Origin of the sequence: Zavarzinella formosa DSM 19928 (genome assembly GCF_000255705.1) — a bacterium.
Lineage (GTDB): Bacteria > Planctomycetota > Planctomycetia > Gemmatales > Gemmataceae > Zavarzinella > Zavarzinella formosa.
Genome location: NZ_JH636453.1, coordinates 6,411 through 22,901 on the forward strand (window position 1 = coordinate 6,411; position 16,491 = coordinate 22,901).

Genomic DNA, 16,491 nt, shown 5'->3' on the forward strand with positions numbered 1-16,491 from the left:
GAGGAGGCATAACGAATGGCAAACCCATTCGAGGCGGCGCGTCAATGGGGCGGCTTACTACACCCCATCGTCTTCGCTGCCCCGAAGCCACTACTGCCGGCGTCGACGATTTCGTTCCTGCACTACGCCGGGGTGCCAACCCGCTTTGAGGTCACCGCCAATCAACCAATCCGGTTCGCCTTCACGGCGTCCGGACAGAACTTGGCCGGTGTCTGGGCGACCCGCATGCCGGACTGGTCACTCCCGGCCGGGTGGAGCCGCTTCTGGCAGATCGGCGACATCACCTACGGCCAAGCTGACGCTTGGCTGTGCATCGAGGAATTGACTGGCCGCGTGGTCGCCGTGGACGTGGACCTCGACGACCCCCTGTATGTGGTCAACGGCTCGGTCGAGCGGCTGGTGCGGTGCATGCGTGTGCTGTACGATTGGTCTCGGCCGGGCGACGGGTCGCTGGCCCGCGTGGCGGCACTGACAGCAGTGCTGTCCCAAGACCCGGCACTCCCCGCTGGTGAGGCAGGGCAATATTGGCTGCCGCTGGTCGAGGAGGCCGTGGAGTCGGGGTGTGGTCGGCTTGAGGTGTCCTGCGAGTAGCTTTGTTCTTCGTCAGCACCCCAATCGCCGAACCAAGCGTTGCAGCGGACCCCGCCCTCAGCTTTTGGTATGTTGGTTTCAGTCGCTCCGGGCGGGGCCGCTGAACTTGGGTCGTTCGGCCGCGGAGGACTCGCTGGATGGCAAACGGCTGCTATGAATTAGTCGGGCTGGTTCCGGCGTCCAGTGACTTCACGCTGGAGCGGGCCGTCCAACACTACTCCGGGTTGACGTTCGCACAATATCAGCGGGGCGAGCCGGTGTTCCACAACGAGCCGGTGCGAGCCGAACTTCTCGCGGGCGGCCTTGAACCATATTTGACCGGGTTCCGGATTTGGTACGGCCAGTGGTCGGTCGTGGCGTGGCTGGATGCCAGCACGGACGCGGTCGAGGACAACCGTGACCTGTCCACCGAGCCGGGACTGCCAGCCCCACCGGACGTGATTGCTGGTTGTCTGTCCCGGCTGTCCATCCGGTCGGACGTGGACGCGCCGGACTTCGACAACTCGGACCGGTTCACCGAGTACACCGACCAACTCCGGGAGCGGTTTGGGGTGTTCCTGCTGGACTTCGTCAACGGCGACTGGTGGACGTGAAGACGGGCCGAACAAAACGTTGCACCTGACGGCGGCGGCATCCGGTAAAATCAGAGTTCAAAGTCTCATTGGCCGCCGCAGGTGAACTGAGTCGTTCGGCGGAGGGTTTCGAGGGGCAGGCGATGCCAGTGCGAGGTTTACTCTACCTGCGGTTGGCAGAACCGTTGACAGATGCAGCGATGGACAACCTCCGTAGTCGGTTCGTCGCCGACCTCGTCCTTGAACCAAATGACGATCTGATGGCCCCGTGGATCCCTCTGCAACTGTTCGAGTATCCGCAATGCCTGCCCGGACCACTTGCCCATTGGTACGAGGCCAACTTGGCCAAGTCGTATTACGGGTTGGGGTACGAACGAGGAGACCTGCCCTTGTTCCTGCGATGCGCCGAGTGGCTGGAGGCGGCTGTCCCGAGAGGGGAGGTATGGCACGGCAACGACAGCACGGACGAGAGTGTGTGTCCCTTCGGTGCCGAGGCCCGCGCAGAGTTGCTGGCGTACTATGAGCGGGTAGGCCATGAGCCATATGTCAGCAGGCACAGACAGCATTGAGGCAGGCCGAACCAGACGCTGCACGTTTCCTAACCACACCATTTCGGACCGTTTGCTGGCTCAAGTCCTGACGATTCGGATTGACTTTACGGCAGAAGAATTTGCCGAAGCCAATGCCAGTCATTGATTTGCGCCAAGCGAATGTCCGCGATCTCTTCCGGGTTGGCCGTGACTGCTGGTCACGGAAGCGCCAACATATGATTGATCGAAAGACACCCGTAACGCCGAGGAACGGCCACACCCTTGTGGTGGGAGTTGTCGCCCGGATCAGCGGAAGGCCAAACCAGAAGGAGGTCAGCCTTGACGACCAGGAGGACCATGCCAGGGACATTGTCGATGACATGCACGAAGGGCCCGCTGAATATCGCGTGGTCGCCACAATCAACAAAGGAGAGCGGCTCAACCGGCCCGAACTGGAGAAAATCGAACGGATGCTCCGGAGCGGGGAGCTTGACTTTCTGATCGCCGAGGACTTGGGACGCATTGTTCGCGGCGTGGAGGCCGTCCGGTTGTGCGGGGTTGCCGTCGACCACGGGGTTCGGGTCATTGCTCCCCATGATGGCATCGACACGGCCCGGGACACTTGGGAACAAGACGCCATCGAAGCATGCAAAGAACATGTCGGCCACAACGCCCACACATCACGGCGACTCAAGTTCAAGCTGATGAACCGATTCAAAAAGTCGGGGGCGACGGCGGCCCGGCCGATCTTCGGATACGCCGTCCCGCCCGGCGCCCGCACGTACGACGAATGGCTTAAAGATCCCTCGGCAAACAGGGTTCTCCGGGAATGGCTTGAACGCCTGCTCGGTGATCCCAATTGTTCAGCGGTGGCCGACTGGCTCAATGGCCATAACGTTCCTCCGGGGCCCGGGGCGAAAAACCAAAAATGGGACGGCCGGATGGTCCGGCGCGTGACGGCCAACCCCATCCTCAAGGGCTTGCCGTGCCGGGGACGCATGCGGACGGTCAAACATAATGGAACGGGTCAGTGGCTCTCTCGCAAGAACCCGGACGGTCCGGTTTTCCGCGAATGCCCCCATCTGGCCCACTGGACATCCGAGGAGTTTGACCGAGTCAACGCCCGGTTGAGCGCCGCCAACGAAGGATGTGGCCGAAAGGCGGCCAACGGATCGGACTCGCGGGCCGGAATTCCAAAGAAGCGGACGGCGTGGCCGGGCCGGCACGTGATGTGCGGCATTTGCAACCGCCCGTATTACTGGGGCGGCCATGGCCGGAACAGCCACATGATGTGTTCGGGCGCCCGGGATTACAAATGCTGGAACACCGTCACTTTCAACGGTCATGAGGCGGCGGATCGAATTGCCCGGGCGGTTCTGGATCACATCAGCCGGTTGCCTGATTTTGAGCCTGTTTTCCTTGACAAGGTTCGGGCTTGGGCGGAGGCGAGAAACTCGACATGCGCCGCGGACTTGAGGCAGGCTGACCAGGAACTGACGACTGTTCGCCGGCAATTGCAAAACGTTGCCGACATGGTCGCGGATTGGGGTGGCAGCCGTGCCCTCCATGAGAAAGACAAGGCGCTTCAAAAGCGGGAACGGGAATTGCTTGACCGTCTCTCACGGCTGACTCGGCAACCGGTCGAGACAGTGACGTTTCCGACGATGGAAGAAATTCGACGGACGGCCTTGGATGCGATCAAATCGGCCCGGACGGACCAGGCCGAATTTGGCCGCGTGATGCGGTTGGTGATCCCGTGCCTGAGAGTTCTCCCTGTTCGACTGTGCGACGGGGGCGGTCTGACATTACGTGCCGCCGTGACCTTTGACTTGAAAGCCCTGATCCCTCCGGAAGTCATCCGTCCCGAGCCGGAACCATCGCTGAGGAGCGAGATCATCGTTGATTTGTTCGACCCGCCGGAGCGAGCAAAGTTCCGCGAAGAGATCATCCGGCGGCGCCAGGCGGGGGAAACCCAGAAGGCGATTGGCGACACACTTGACTTGACGATCACGGCTGTGCAGCGGGCGGCGGCTCTCGACCGCATGATGCGGGCCCAAGGCCGGACTGACCCGTACGTTCCGGTCACCGAACCGCCGTCGGACTGCACGAAGATGAAAAGGCACCATCATCGTCGTTATGCCTACACACCGCTGCCCTCGTCCGAACCGGCCTGACACCGACGTTCGATATCCAGCCTTTTCAGAGCCCCGCATGGTCCCTCCATGCGGGGCTTTTTCGTTTTCCACCCGTGATTTTCCACCACGATTAGGAGAAGCCATTGGACGCCAGACCGATCAGACAAAGCCATGCGGACCCGGTCCGCGAAGCCTTGCACCAATTTCTTGACATGCTGGCCGACCATGTCGCCCGAAGTTTGCTCGCCGGACAACAACGGCCGGACAACCATCTCGCTCCATCTGACACCCCGCCCCTGTCCGCTGATCCGATTCCCAAGGAGTTGACCGATGAATGATTTTGAAGACGAATACATGAAGCTGGTCGGCTGGCTGCATCACGCGGCCGAGCAAACCGAGGCCCATATCGAGAAGGCGAACCGACTAATCCGGACGCTTGGCGCCTCCGGACTGCTGGTTAGGCAGGCGATCCTGGGGCCGGTCATCCTTCAACAGGGGTATCATCCGGATGCGGAGCGTCCCGAGTCGTCTCAGTTTGTCCAAATCGTCCTTGATGTTCCTCGCGGAATCGGAATCGTGAGATGGGACATGGACGTGCATTATGAACTTTCCCAAGAGCCGGGAGCCTTGGCGGCTGACGCCCCATCGCGGTTCGTCCCGTTCGATGAATGCCCGGTGGCCGTGAAGGCTCTTTGCTTTCCTCACATCGCCAGACTGTTGGATGACATGCAAGAACGATTGGGATAAAGCATTCCGAGAATGCTTAAATGGATGGTTTGGGAGACACGGAAACCCGCCCGACGAAGGATTGTCGGGTTGTAAGCATGTTGGAAAGGAGAGGCTTTGCCGTGAAGACGTCTGTGCTGTTTCAGCCGCCCGGTGTCTCAGCCAGAGTTTTCAGCAAATGCGGCATTGGCGTGCATCTGAGTCGATGCAAACATGGTCACAGGCTAAGCCGTTTCTCAATAGACACCATTCAGCCCCTCCGCTCAAACCTCCCTTGCTCTAGCTCTGAGCGGTGTTTCCCACCGCGACATGACCATTCCTCGCGGGGATGGATCTGCAAACCTCACGATGACCAACCGAGCGACAGCGACGAGCGGTGTCCAGCAGCTATTTTTGACGCTGGCGCACAATCAACGCTGCGGCGATTGCTCCCAAGGCAGCGAGACCACCGCCGCCGAGAATATAGAATCCCAGATGCGCCGGTAGCGTGATGACCGGAGATCCGGCAGGCGGTGCTCCCATAGTGGGAGTGGTCGGCTGCGCGGGGGCAGTTGCCGCCGCGATTTTTGCCGTCCCGTCGAAGTATGGCTTCACAAATGAAGTGAAAAAGATCATGAACAGCGCGGTGAGAATCGCGAACATAATGCTGCGGTTGAAAAGCTTGGTCTGCTCCACTGCATGGATCTTCTTTTCAAGATCTATTTTCATGTCCTCCATCTGTTTCTTCAGTTCACCCGGCGAGGCAACATCACCCTTCAGCCGGCTCACATCTTTCGAGGTGATGATGCTCGTTGCCGGAGGGAGCGGCCCGTATGGGTCGGGAGTATTTTCGTTCAGGTCTGCGAACCAGATCATGAAGACCCGTTCGTCTTGGTCGAGGTCAATGTCCCGACTGCCGGCGTTGTATGCCGCGAACTTCAACGGCCCGCGGAATCCCGGATCGACATGAAAGCCGGATACGTTAACGAGCCCTTGGAACTTGATGCTTGCCCGGATTGAGATAAAGGCGATCGCGACCATAACTCGGGGAGTCATGTACCGCTCGCTAATCCAAGCATACCCGGACAAACCCCAGGTACCGCCCCAACTGTTCCGAACCAGCACCAGTCTCTTCTTGCCTTGGTTGCCCGTTGCGACCGCAAGCACCGCGTGTTTCATGGCGGGATCTGAAGGTTCATCCGTGTCAACAACGCCATCCTTGTCCGGACCGAAGAACATGCCCGAGATCGTCATTCCCACCAGCACTGGGTTGTCGGCCTCGATAGAATCCCAAATCTCGTCGAACGCCACTCCGTTGGGCACCAATTTTCGGTGAAACAGCGTTCCAATCTTCGCGGGCGGTTTCCAAGTCGTCAGGTCTTTAGGCAGGTCACTAAGGTATGGCCAATCGGTTTCAATCGGCTGTCCGTCGTGTTCGAGAGCAGAGCGGATCGCCGAGATGGTTGTTCCTTGGTGCCCGGGTGTCTTGTCCCGCTGCTTAGCGTGATAAAAAAGGTATTCGCAGCTCAGCGGCGACCACGGTGATCCAATCGCTGCCGCGTGTGCGTCGCTCGTCGCGAACGCCAGACATGTTTCTCGCCCTCCTTGGTCTCGCGTCGGTCCAAACCGGCTGCGAAGGTCGTGGCGTATCGTGATCGAACTCATGCTACTTCCAGTAGTGCCTCACGCTGAACGGAAAGGAGCCCGGCCGATACTGGTCCGGATAAATCGACATGGAGTTCCATTGAATTCAACGGCGTGCCGGCAGCCTGCCACGGTCGAAGTTCGCGAAGGCAAACATGGCCGCTCGCGCCGCCATCTGCCTCCGCAATCACAGTGCGGAACACGACGCCCCCAATGTGTTGGCTTCCTTCGCTCTCGCGTCCGTCTTCGCGAATCGCCAACCCTGCTTCGGCCAGTTCACCAAATTGCCACATGTACCCCGAACTCGCATGTTCTCGAACTTTGACCACAACGAGGTCGGAGTGACTGCCTTCCAGAACCATTCCGTTGTCGCGTTCGGTGACCAGCCAGACATCTCCATACCAATTGCCAGGCGTGTACGGTTTCGCAAGAGATTGTTTGATGGCCCGTTTCTTCTTGTTCGCTTCCATCAGTTTGTCGCATGTCGGCCGGTCAATGCCTTTGCAATCCAGCAACGCATAGCAGGTTGCTGCAAAACTTGACCCCATGCGTAATGAAAGCTGATAAACAACAACTGGATCAGCCAGTTCCTTCCGAGCCCACCCTTGCCGCTGCATGTGTTGAACAATCAACCATTGCGGGGTCAGCAAAGCTGTCGCAAATGCGTTGGCTTGGATTTCTCGCGTGTCGAACCGTGACCCTTCGTCGAAGAGCGCCCGCGTAAGCACATCTTCTTCGTCGAAGCTCGCTTCATGGCCGAGCGCCGCGTGTCCAAGCTCGTGAGCCGCAGTGAATCGTTGAACTGGCAACTGGCGCTGCGTGGTCACCATGACGCCTTGACCTGGATCGTCAATGTAAGCGCCAAGCAGGTTTTTCAGCGGGCGGAACATCACCGGGATGCCTTGCCGACTAGCATCTTAAAGATGTCGATGCGCCCTTCGCCTCCCTTGGCGCGTGCTTCGGTATCGTAATCCCGATGGAAGCGATTCGCCTCGTAAATGGCATTCAGGATGTCATCGCGTAGTGCCACGACTCATCCCCCCTTTTTCTTTCTGGCTCGCAGGAAGTCAGCGAACCGGCCAAGTTCTTCACGATCATCGGAAGAGAGTTCCGAAACCTTGCGGGCCAGGTGTTTGACATCCGTGCTAAAGGAAACCTCCTCAGCAACTTCGCCGGTGAAGTGTCCAACCGGGCGCTTATAAAGTCCGGCGAGCTTCTTCAGTTCCAAGGCATCCACTTTGCGTTGTCCCGTCTCCATCAGAGATAGAGCCGAGCGCGAAATTCCCATGAAGGTTGCGACCTGATCCTGAGAGAACCCGAGGTATTCCCGAGCTTCCCGTAGACGATCTCCGAGTGCTTTCCGATCATCATCCCTGTCGTCGGGTTGGGTTTCGCGTTCTTTGCTCATTTGCGCACCTTTGGCTTGCTTTTCTCGTCCCAGATCTTTTTGATCCGGGCGAGCATGTCGTTGATTGCCTCGTCCACTGTGTCATAACCACCTTTCCGAACGACTCTGTCCGGTGGTATTTTGAACGGGAAGAGCCCCTCCAAAACCAAGACCGTACCCACCACTCGTTTCGAGTCGAGCAACGGTTCCCACTCGGGGCGAAGGATCGTGCCCTGGTCAGCGATCTTCTGGAGTTCAACCAGAAGACGCTTCTTTACCTCTGCAACCGGGAAGACCGGTGCGGCGATTTCAGAGTTGTTGAGAGTTTCAGTGGACATTGAATCCTCCTTTGCTTACCTAATGATAGGCAAGGATAGTTAGAAAATCAAACGAAATCAGTATTATTTGTTCGATTTTCTAACAAATGACATTGTGGCTTATCGGCTGAAATGGCAAAAAATCTTGAAAAATGGTCAGAAGCGGGCGTGCGAAGGTTCGGAGACGGGCATTCTTGAAATGCGGGATTAGATCACATGCTGGTGTCCGTCTGCCTTAATCGACATCTATCAAGCATCATCGTCCATCTGCTCAAGGTATGGGTCGCAGCCCTCGGCGAGGATCTTATCCAGTTTCCCTTTCGGGTCGCGGATAACGAAAACGCGGTCGCGAATTTTCGGCTCGTTTCGCATCCCATAATCTCCTTGAAAACCCTGCACAGAATTCACACGGTAGGCATGGAAAGCGTGGAAAAAATTGAAGACGAAAGGGAAAATTGTTTTTCAGATATTTGTCTTAGGCCGTGTTGACTTAACCTGCGTGGAATGGTAAACGCCCCCGGCGAATTGGGCAAGCGATATTGCGAGTCAAGCGGCATGGAACGCCATGAATTGCCGGAATCTCATTGGTTGAAACTGGAACCGTTGTTGCCAGGCCGTCCGGGAAGCCACGGTCGGGCCGCGAAGGACAATCGCAATTTTTTGAACGCCGTGTTGTACCTGTCGAAAACGGGCCTTGCCTGGCGGGATTTGCCGGATCGGTTCGGCAAGTGGGACACCGCTTATCACCGCTTCAACCAGTGGTGCAAAAAGGGTGTCTGGCAACGGCTGTTCGAGGCCGTGAGCCGGGACGCGGACATGGAATGGCTGATGATGGACAGCACGGTGATCCGGGCTCACCCGCACGCCGCCGGGATGAACGGCGGGGCCGACGACGAGGCGTTGGGGCGGTCGCGAGGCGGGTTCGGCACGAAAATCCATCTGGCGGTTGATGCCTTGGGCAACCCGGTGACGATTACGCTCAGTCCGGGGCAGGACGCAGACATCTCGCACGCCCCGGACTTGCTGGCCGACCATGCCCCGGAGAAGGCGCTGGCCGACAAGGGATACGACAGCGACGCCTTCGTGAAAGCGATTAAGGAGAAGGGGGCGGAAGCAGTGATCCCGCCGAAGAAAAATCGCAAGAACCCGCGTGATTATGACAAGGATGTTTACAAGAAACGGAACAAAGTCGAGCGAACAGTGGGCTTGTTGAAGCAATGTCGGCGGGTGGCCACTCGGTACGAAAAGACCGCCCGCAACTTCTTGGGCATCGTCCTGTTTGCCGCCATCAATCTGTGGTTGAAATAGCTTGGCATGACAGCTAGACGACCGTTTTTAATCAACACGGCCTAACTGTTTGCGTGAAAATGCTTCTGCATGTTCCAAAAGATGTAATTTTTACGAGCTGTTGTAATTCAAATTCACTTAATCGTAAAGAGATAGTTTGAAAGCAACCGGATGAAGGGATGAGGTGCGCTGGCTGAAGCGAGCATGCCTCATCCCTTCATTGCGTTAGTATTAACTCAAATTATTACAGCGTAAAATTTTGAGTTAATACATGTGTCATTGGCGCCAAGGTTGTTTCAGGCGTGACATCTCTAATATTTGTTGGCTGTGCCCCGGCGGTGGCGATTTGATGGCAGACGCGTCCGTGAAAGGCGATCAACCACCACAAGGTTCGGATTGCTGTCTTCATTGCTGTCTTCAATGATCAACTGCCATCCATTATCGGCAGGGCAGACGAGCGTCACGGGTGTCTGGCCTTTCTTCGGTAAATTTATCCGCGCACGCATGCCAGTGCCTGCATGCCGCCGGTTTGATATTGGTCGTGTGAACCAATACGACGAGCCGTTTCACCGGACGCATGATCCACGATCGCCTGGCTATTCTGACTATTCAACCCCTTCCTTTCCGAGGTTTTCGCTCTGCCAAGCGACGCACGTTGACGACGGCCTTGGCTCCGGACAGACGGGCGCGAAGGCACTTTACAGTTCCCACCGGTTCGACGTGACGCGGTGAAACGCTGACAGACGTCGCCGTGGCCGATGCTCCGGCGACGGATATTTCGATTCCCCACGGCACTGGCCTGATCCCCCGCGAAGCCGGCAGGCATGAAGGGCATGGCCCCGCCGGGTGGCCGGTCCAAGAACGGCATTCTGTCACGGTCAATCACATCGCGGGTTCGCCCCCCAATCAAAAGCCAGATTTGTATCAGACGCTCATCTCTGCATCTGACCGATTGATCCATCGAAGTGCTGGAGGGATCGCAAAAAAATCACAAATTTTGAGGGGGGTTCTTCCCAAACGTCGCATTGGATTTTGTGCGGGCGTTTTCAACCCGGGGCCAACCGAAACGCGCGGATTTTGCCGGTCGTGACGAAGAGGCGGCCATGCCGGCGGACATCAACGAATGTTTGGAAAAAGCCGGCGAGTCCTTGCGAATTGGCGCATTTGGCCTTGCCGGAAATATCCGCAGCCAGTGCCGCCCGGACAACAACGATGATCGGATCATGGGAATGAATCACATTTCACCGCTCGCCAGCGAGCAAACATCCGCGGCCGAACCGTGGTTGCAAGTGTACGGCTCGGCCCACTTCCCGGAGTGGCTGGCCGGTCAGCGGCTCAGTCTGGCCTTCACCACCTATCAGGCCGGAAAGCTCCTGTTTCTGGGGCTTCAGCCGGACGGCCGGATGGCCGTCTTTGAACGCACCTTCCAGCGCTGCATGGGCCTGTGCGGCGACGGCCAGACCTTGTGGCTCAGCACACTCTCCCAATTGTGGCGTTTTGAAAACTCGCTGGCGCCGGGCGAATCGTACCAGGGGGCCGACAAGCTTTATGTCCCCCGCGCCGCCCACACCACCGGCGACTTGGACATTCACGATGTCGTTGTCGAAGAAAGCGGCCGGGTGGTCTTCGTCAACACCCGTTTCGGCTGTCTGGCGACCCTGAACGACCGGGCCAGTTTCACGCCGTTGTGGAAGCCGCCGTTTCTGAGCAAGCTGGTCCCGGAGGATCGTTGTCACTTGAACGGCCTCGCCTTGGACAACGGCAAGGCCCGCTTTGTCACGGCCGTCGGCGTCTGCGACGTCGTCGATGGCTGGCGCGACAAGCGCCGGGACGGCGGCGTGGTGATTGACGTGCCGAGTAACGAGATCATCGCCACCGGACTGTCGATGCCCCACTCGCCGCGCGTTTATCGCGGCAAGCTCTGGCTGCTCAATGCCGGCACCGGCTACTTCGGCAGCATTGACCTGGCCAAGGGGAGGTTCGAACCGCTGACGTTCTGCCCCGGCTTCCTGCGCGGGCTGGCCTTCGCCGGGGATTACGCCATCGTGGGCCTCTCCGGCCCGCGTCACGAACACAACACTTTCGGCGGCCTGCCGCTGGACGACGAACTGGCGAAGCGGGGCGCCGAGCCGCGCGGGGGCTTGCAAGTGATCGACCTGCGCACCGGCGACGTGGCCCACTGGGTCCGGCTCGAGGGCATGGTCACCGAACTGTACGACGTGATCGCGCTGCCGGGCGTGGTCCGGCCGATGGCCCTGGGCTTCAAGACGGACGAAATTCAACGCCTGCTCACCGTGGGCGAAGCCGGGACTCTTTGACCGACACATTCCATTTTGATCAGACGGCCGGGAAGACTGCCATGAACGATGCTTCGATTGTCCGACGGATGAAAAAATGGGTCGCGGGCGGCCACTCTCATCGGCGGCCATCGCCGGTCTGGCTGGCGCTGCGGGAACTGGATGACCGGGTGACGCCGGCGGCCGTCACCTCGGTGGTGGCTTCCGGGACGGGAATCAGCGGGGGCGCGGGCGACTTGCGGGCGGGCCTGACCGCGAAATTTGCCGTCAATTTCGATTCGAACATCATTCTCAGCAATGCCAACGGGTTGCCCTCGCTCACCCTGAACAACGGTGGAACCGCCACGTTCACAGGCCTCTCCGGCACAAAAGGGCTGTCTTTTTCCTACGTGGTGACGCCGGGGCAGGACACGCCCGATCTGACGGTGGCGGCGTTCCATTTCAACGGCGCCGCCATCACCGATTCGCACACGGGGACGACCGTCGATGTCGGCAAAGCCGTCGCCAATCCGGCCGGGATTCTCAAGATCGACACGACCAATCCCTCGGTCTCCCTCTCGCTGCTCGCGGCCGGACAGCAGGCTCCCGGCGCCCTCGTGAAATATGCGGTCGCATTTTCCGAACCCGTCAGCGGAGTTGTTGTCAAAAGCTTTCATTTGACAACGACGGACAAAGCGGCCGGCACGGTCACCAGCGTGGTTCGCGGGGCGGATGCCGCCCATTACACCGTCAGCGTCAAATCTGGGGCCGGCGCGGGAAACATGAGCCTCGGCTTCCTCGGACACAACATCAAGGACCTGGCCGGCAACGGCATGGCGGCCAGGTCTTTCGCGGAAGCCCCCGGTTCTCCGATCTCGGTCGGGGGCAAGCCGAAAGGCATGCTGCTGACGGACCTCAACGGCGACGGCAGACCCGATCTCGTCGCCGCCAACTATGGCGACAACAACGTCAGTGTCCTATTGGGAACCGCCGCCGGTTCCTTCAAGGACACGGCCTTGCCAGTCGTTGGCACGGGTCCGTTTTTCGTGGCAGCCGGGGATGTGAATGGCGACGGCAAACCCGACCTCGTCACCGCCAATTATTACAGCAACACGGTCACCGTTTTATTGGGGAACGGAGGCGGTTCGTTCGCCGCCCCCGCCACCTTCGACACCGGCACGGGGCCGGAATCGGTGGTGATCGGTGACGTGAACGGCGACGGCAGGCCCGACCTTGTCACCGCCAACTATTACGACAACACCGTCAGCGTCCTGTTGGGGAACGGCAACGGCTCGTTCGGCTCCGCCGCCCCTTTTAGCGTCGGCGAGAGGCCGGAATCGGTGGTGATCGGAGACGTAAACAGAGACGGCAAGCCCGACCTCGTCACCGCCAATTCCGCCGACAACACCGCCAGCGTCCTGTTGGGGAACGGCAACGGTTCATTCGGCCCCGCCGCCCCCTTCAATACTGGCACGGGGCCGGCCGCGGTGGTGATCGGTGACGTGAATGGCGACGGCAAGCCCGACCTCGTCACCGCCAACAACAGCAACGACACGGTCAGCGTCTTGTTGGGGAACGGCGACGGTTCGTTCGGACTCGCCGCCCCCTTCAACACTGGCGCCCAGCCGTATTCAGTGACGATCGCGGACATGAACGGCGACGGCAAGCCCGACCTCGTCACCGCCAATGCCGCCGACAACACCGTCAGCGTTCTGTCGGGGAACGGAGCCGGGTCGTTCGCCGAAGCTCCCGGTTCGCCGTTTGCCGTCGGCAAGAATCCGGCCTCAGTGGCGGTCGGTGATGTGAACAGCGATGGCACGCCGGACATCGTCACCGCCAACGTCAGCAGCAATGACGTCACCATCCTGTCGGGCATCGGCGACGCGACCAGCCCCGCCTATTTAATGCTGTCCCCCTCCGTGGTCACTTCGGTGGTCGTGTCGGGACCGGGCATCACCGCCGGCAAGGGGCTCGCGTCGGTGGGCCAGAAAATCACGCTCACGCTTAATTTCAGCGTGCCCGCCCTGGTCGATCTCACCCACGGCTCGCCGACACTCCGGCTCAACAACGGCGGCGAGGCGGCCTACGTCGGCGGTTCGGGGACCAAGGCGCTGGCCTTTGAATACACCGTGGCGGCCACGCAGGACACCAGCGACCTGGCTGTTTCCTCGGTCAGCCTCAACGGGGGCACCATCCCGGACGCCAGCCTCGGCGGGGCGGCCGTCAATCCCGCCGGGATTCTCCGGATCGACGCGACCGCTCCCCAAGCCTCCGTGATGTTGACGGGGGGCGAAAGCCATCTGGCCGGGCTGGTGTTGAATTATGCGGTCACATTTTCCGAACCCGTCAGCGGTGTGAGCGATGATGATTTCAATCTGAACACGACCGACGGGGCGACCGGGACGATCCTCGGCGTGATCCCCGGAGCCGACGCGGCCCATTACACCGTCCGCGTCAAGGCCGGATCGGATCTCGGAGGCATCGGGCTTGGTTTCAGCGGCAACGCCTACTCAACCATCAGGGACCTGGCCGGCAATTTGCCGGTGAACGCGCTGTTTGAAGCCGCCGGTTCTCCCATCACTATTGGCGAGGCGCCGGCCAGGTCTCCGAATTTTTCGGAACTCGTGGACGTCAACGGCGACGGCCGGCCGGACATCATCAGCGATAACTTTACCAGCGGCAATGTCAGCGTGCTGCTGGAAGGCGCCGACGGCTCGTTCCGAAACGCCCCCGGCTCGCCCTTCTCGGTTGGCGAGATTCCGGTCTCCACGGCCGTCGGGGATTTGAACGGCGACGGCAAGCCCGACCTCGTCATCGGCAGTTCCACCAACCAGCAACAGGCCGACGGCTATGTCAGCGTGCTGTTGGGGAACGGCGACGGCTCGTTCGGGACCGCCGTTCGCTACGCTTCCGGCACGATTCCCTTTGCCGTGGCGATCGGCGACATGAACACCGATGGCAAGCCGGATATTCTCGTCGCGGACGCGGCCGCCGGCGACGTTTTGGTGTTGACGGGGGACAGCGCCGGCTCGTTCTCGCTCGCCGACAGCGTCCCTGTCGGCAAACAGCCCGAGTCCCTGACAATCGCCGATTTCAACAACGACGGCAAGCCGGACTTTGCCGCCGGTGACGCCGGCGCCCGCGACGGCTCCGGAAGCACGGTCGTCGTGGCGTTTGGCGCCGGCGACGGCACGTTCCCCACCGGCGCCTCCATTCAGAGCGCCGACATCCTGCAATTCGTGACGGCCGCTGATGTGAATGGCGACGGCAAGCCCGATCTTCTCATCAACCGTTACATCGGCAACGCCGTCAGCGTTCTGTTGAGCAAAGGGGACGGCACGTTCACGTCCGCCCCCGGCTCTCCCGTCCAGGTTGGCGGGCATCAGCCTTACTCCACGACCGTCGGGGACGTGAACGGCGACGGCAAGCCCGATCTCGTCGTCGCCAGCGTGGGCGCCGACAACATCGCCAACAGCGATGTCCGTGTGTTTTTGGGGAACGGAACAGGTGCGTTCAGCTCGGTTGCCGCCGCCGTCTATCACACCGGCGACGGCCCGGTCTCCGTCTCCCTCGGGGATGTCAACAAGGACGGCAAGCCCGACCTTCTCGTCTCCACAAAAGCCGGCGGTCTCGACTTGCTGCTGGGCGCCGGCGACGGAACATTCGCCGAAGCCCCCGGCCATCCGATCAAGGCCAACTCGAATCCGAATTCCGTGGCGCTCGCGGACGTGAACGGCGACGGCAAGCCCGACCTCGTCACCGTCAACTACGGCGACGACACCGTCAGTGTCCTGCCGGGAACCGGAAACGGCGCGTTTGGCGCCGCCGCGAACTTCCCCGTTGGCGTCCAGCCGGCCTCAGTGAAGGTGGGGGATGTGAACGGCGACGGCAAGCCCGACCTCGTCACCGCCAACGCCGGCGACAACACCGTCTGCGTCCTGTTGGGGAACGGCGTTGGCTCGTTCGGCGCCGCCGCCAGTTTTGGTGTCGGCTCGGAACCGTATTCCGTGGCGCTCGGGGACGTGAACGGCGATGGCAAGCCCGACCTCGTCACCGCCAACGTCGGCGACAACACCGTCAGCGTGCTGTTAGGGAACGGCGCCGGCTCGTTCGGCGCCGCCGCCAGTTTTCCGGTCGGCGTCAAACCGGCCTCCGTGGCGCTTGCGGACGTGAACGGGGATGGCAGACTCGACCTCGTCACCGCGAACTACGGCGGCAACAACGTTAGTGTCCTGTTGGGGCACGGCAACGGCTCGTTCGGCCTCGCCGCCAGTTTTAGTGTCGGCGCCAAACCGATCTCGGTGGCGGTGGGGGATGTGAACGGCGACGGCAAACCCGACCTCGTCGTTGCCAACCCCGGCGACGGCAGTATCTCCGTGCTGCTGGGCGACGGGATCGGCTCGTTCACCGCCGGCAACAGCCTGGAACTTGGCAAGGCTTTGTTCGCAGTGGCAATTAATGACTTGAACGGGGACGGCAAGCCCGACCTCGTCGCCACCAGCATTTCGGACAACAGCATTGATGTTCTGTTGGGGAACGGAGATGGTTCGTTCGGAGAGGCCGGCAGTTTCGCCACCGGCGACGGGCCGACATCGGTGGCGGTCGGGGACGTGAACGGCGACGGCAAGCCCGACCTCGTCACCGCCAACAGGAACGGCAACAACGTCACTGTGTTGCTGAACCACACCGTGGTGGAAGGTTTGGCGGCTCGTCTGTTCGTCGTGAATGACGGCCCGGGTTCCGATGTGAACATGCAGACATCCACGACGATTGCCGCCAACTGGTCGCCGTTCCCGGATGACGGCAACGGCGTCGCCAGTTACCAATGGGCCATTGGCACATCGCCCGGCGGCACAGACATGCAGGACTTCACCGATGTCGGCCTCGCCACCAACGCCGCCAACGCCGCGCTCCCGTTGACCGCCGGACAGACCTATTATGTGACCGTCCGGGCCGTTGACAGTCTTGGCAAGCACGGTCTGGCCGCCAGTTCCAACGGTGTCACCTATGTCGGGCCGGGCAATTTCCTGACGGGCAACACCGGAAC

Annotated in this window: 15 protein-coding genes; 9 read left to right on the forward strand and 6 right to left on the reverse strand. The window is 60.4% G+C overall.

Annotation, left to right across the window (positions count from 1 at the left end; genetic code table 11):
- The first annotated feature begins 15 nt into the window (after positions 1-15).
- The 6 genes from BGIM_RS0144555 to BGIM_RS0144580 all read left to right on the forward strand — a co-directional run bounded on the left by BGIM_RS0144555 (position 16) and on the right by BGIM_RS0144580 (position 4,575).
- A complete protein-coding gene (locus BGIM_RS0144555) occupies positions 16-591 on the forward strand; it encodes an SUKH-4 family immunity protein (protein WP_020476062.1) in 576 nt (191 codons plus the stop codon).
- A 137-nt stretch (positions 592-728) separates the two neighbouring features.
- Positions 729-1,184 (forward strand): hypothetical protein, encoded by a 456-nt coding sequence (locus tag BGIM_RS0144560; protein ID WP_020476063.1) that lies wholly within the window; start codon positions 729-731, stop codon positions 1,182-1,184.
- Positions 1,185-1,306: 122 nt separating this feature from the next.
- Positions 1,307-1,732, forward strand: coding sequence for a hypothetical protein (locus BGIM_RS0144565; protein ID WP_020476064.1), 426 nt, complete (start codon positions 1,307-1,309; stop codon positions 1,730-1,732).
- A gap of 197 nt (positions 1,733-1,929) precedes the next feature.
- On the forward strand, positions 1,930-3,867 hold the full coding sequence (locus tag BGIM_RS0144570) for a recombinase family protein (RefSeq protein ID WP_020476065.1): 1,938 nt from the start codon (positions 1,930-1,932) through the stop codon (positions 3,865-3,867).
- Between the two features lie 104 nt (positions 3,868-3,971).
- Positions 3,972-4,166: a hypothetical protein gene (locus BGIM_RS0144575; RefSeq protein ID WP_020476066.1), complete on the forward strand. Its 195-nt coding sequence runs from the start codon at positions 3,972-3,974 to the stop codon at positions 4,164-4,166.
- Positions 4,159-4,575 carry a hypothetical protein gene (locus tag BGIM_RS0144580; protein WP_020476067.1) on the forward strand — a complete coding sequence of 139 codons (417 nt, stop codon included), beginning with the start codon at positions 4,159-4,161 and terminating at the stop codon, positions 4,573-4,575. Before BGIM_RS0144575 ends, BGIM_RS0144580 begins: the two co-directional genes overlap by 8 nt.
- A gap of 366 nt (positions 4,576-4,941) precedes the next feature.
- Here the strand turns inward: BGIM_RS0144580 and BGIM_RS59445 are convergent, their stop codons facing one another.
- The 6 genes from BGIM_RS59445 to BGIM_RS67985 form a co-directional block, all read right to left on the reverse strand.
- Positions 4,942-6,198, reverse strand: a complete 1,257-nt coding sequence (locus BGIM_RS59445; protein ID WP_020476068.1) for a C1 family peptidase — start codon at positions 6,196-6,198, stop codon at positions 4,942-4,944.
- Positions 6,195-7,067: an ImmA/IrrE family metallo-endopeptidase gene (locus tag BGIM_RS55910; protein WP_020476069.1), complete on the reverse strand. Its 873-nt coding sequence runs from the start codon at positions 7,065-7,067 to the stop codon at positions 6,195-6,197. Before BGIM_RS55910 ends, BGIM_RS59445 begins: the two co-directional genes overlap by 4 nt.
- A complete protein-coding gene (locus BGIM_RS64225; protein WP_020476070.1) occupies positions 7,067-7,207 on the reverse strand; it encodes a hypothetical protein in 141 nt (46 codons plus the stop codon). The genes BGIM_RS55910 and BGIM_RS64225 overlap by 1 nt, the downstream gene beginning before the upstream one ends.
- A gap of 3 nt (positions 7,208-7,210) precedes the next feature.
- Positions 7,211-7,585 (reverse strand): helix-turn-helix domain-containing protein, encoded by a 375-nt coding sequence (locus tag BGIM_RS0144600; RefSeq protein ID WP_020476071.1) that lies wholly within the window; start codon positions 7,583-7,585, stop codon positions 7,211-7,213.
- Entirely contained in the window at positions 7,582-7,902 is a 321-nt protein-coding gene (locus BGIM_RS0144605) for a hypothetical protein (RefSeq protein ID WP_020476072.1), read from the reverse strand. The genes BGIM_RS0144600 and BGIM_RS0144605 overlap by 4 nt, the downstream gene beginning before the upstream one ends.
- Positions 7,903-8,130: 228 nt before the next feature.
- The gene (locus BGIM_RS67985) at positions 8,131-8,253 is read right to left on the reverse strand and encodes a hypothetical protein (protein ID WP_020476074.1); all 123 of its coding nucleotides are present in this window, start codon (positions 8,251-8,253) and stop codon (positions 8,131-8,133) included.
- A 183-nt stretch (positions 8,254-8,436) separates the two neighbouring features.
- On the opposite strand from BGIM_RS67985, the gene BGIM_RS0144620 reads away from it, so the two are divergent.
- The 3 genes from BGIM_RS0144620 to BGIM_RS59450 form a co-directional block, all read left to right on the forward strand.
- The gene (locus BGIM_RS0144620; protein WP_020476075.1) at positions 8,437-9,189 is read left to right on the forward strand and encodes an IS5 family transposase; all 753 of its coding nucleotides are present in this window, start codon (positions 8,437-8,439) and stop codon (positions 9,187-9,189) included.
- 1,208 nt (positions 9,190-10,397) lie between these two features.
- On the forward strand, positions 10,398-11,486 hold the full coding sequence (locus BGIM_RS0144625; protein WP_193789089.1) for a TIGR03032 family protein: 1,089 nt from the start codon (positions 10,398-10,400) through the stop codon (positions 11,484-11,486).
- A gap of 41 nt (positions 11,487-11,527) precedes the next feature.
- Positions 11,528-16,491: beta strand repeat-containing protein (locus tag BGIM_RS59450; RefSeq protein WP_193789079.1), on the forward strand; the 4,964-nt coding region annotated here is incomplete at its 3' end.